Origin of the sequence: Methylobacterium sp. CCH7-A2 (genome assembly GCF_001557075.1) — a bacterium.
GTDB lineage: Bacteria > Pseudomonadota > Alphaproteobacteria > Rhizobiales > Beijerinckiaceae > Allobosea > Allobosea massiliensis.
Genome location: NZ_LSKN01000002.1, coordinates 1 through 1103, shown reverse-complemented (window position 1 = coordinate 1103; position 1103 = coordinate 1). Strand labels below are relative to the sequence as shown.

Annotated in this window: 1 protein-coding gene and 1 pseudogene; both read right to left on the bottom strand. The window is 65.7% G+C overall.

The genetic code is table 11. The features are described 5' to 3' along the window. Positions 1–568 (bottom strand): annotated as a pseudogene (locus AX750_RS00015) (ABC transporter permease); the annotation flags it as partial. Continuing rightward, positions 565–1103: ABC transporter permease (locus AX750_RS00010; protein WP_156462424.1), on the bottom strand; the 539-nt coding region annotated here is incomplete at its 5' end. The gene AX750_RS00010 and the pseudogene AX750_RS00015, both read right to left, overlap by 4 nt.

Below are 1103 nucleotides of genomic sequence, written 5' to 3'. Positions count from 1 at the left end.
TGCGCGAGAGCATGTCCCGGCCGAGCCGGTCCGAGCCGAGCAGGAACAGCGTGCCGTCCTCGGGCGGGCAGACGAAATGGAGATTGCCCGGGACGAGGTTCCAGAAGCGGTATTCCTCGCCGCGGCAGAAGAAGCGCAGGGGCTGCGGGCGGGTCCGGTCGACGTCGTATTCGCGCTTCAGGTTCTCCATGTTGAGGCGCTGGGTATAGGGATAGACGAAGGGGCCGAGGAAACGACCCTCGTGGAAGAGGTGCACCTCCTGCCGCGGCGCGCGGATGAAGTCCGTGTTGCGCGTGTCGTAGTGATAGGGCGCCAGGAACTCGGCGAAGATCGCCATCGCATAGATCACGAGGATGACGACGCCGGAGATGACCGCGAGCTTGTGCTTGCGGAACTTCCACCACATCAGCTGCCATTGCGAGGCGAGATAGACGCGCTCCTGCGCCGGCGTCATCGTCTCGACCGCGTTGGGCTCGAAGGGGGCGGTCGAGGCCGTGTGCGGCAGGGGCGCGCCTTCGGGCGGCAAGGTCGAGGGCGAGTGCGGGCTCGTTTGTGCGATCGGGCTCACTTGGTCGCGGTCCCCTGCAGCCGGATGCGCGGATCGAGGATCGCGAGCGCAATGTCCGAGATCAGAACGCCGATCACGGTGAGGAAGGAGAGGAACATCAGGAAGGAGCCGGCGAGATACATGTCCTGGCTCTGCAGGGCGCGGATCAGGAGCGGCCCGGTCGTCTGCAGCGACAGCACGATCGCCACGATCTCGGCGCCCGAGACGATCGAGGGCAGGATGTCGCCGATGTCGGAGACGAAGAAGTTCAGTGACATGCGCAGCGGGTATTTGCGCAGCGCCTTGCCGGGCGGCAGCCCCTTGGCGCGGGCGGTGACGTAGTACTGCTTCTGCAGCTCGTCGAGCAGGTTGGCGCGCACGGCGCGGATCATGCCGGCCGTCCCGCCGGCGCCGATGATGATGACGGGTATCCAGAGATGCTCCAGCACCGAGGCCGCCTTGGCCCAGCTCATCGGCTGGTTGAGATATTGCGGGTCGACGAGGCCGCCGATCGAGGTGCCGAACCAGACATTGGCGAAATACATGAAGACCAGCG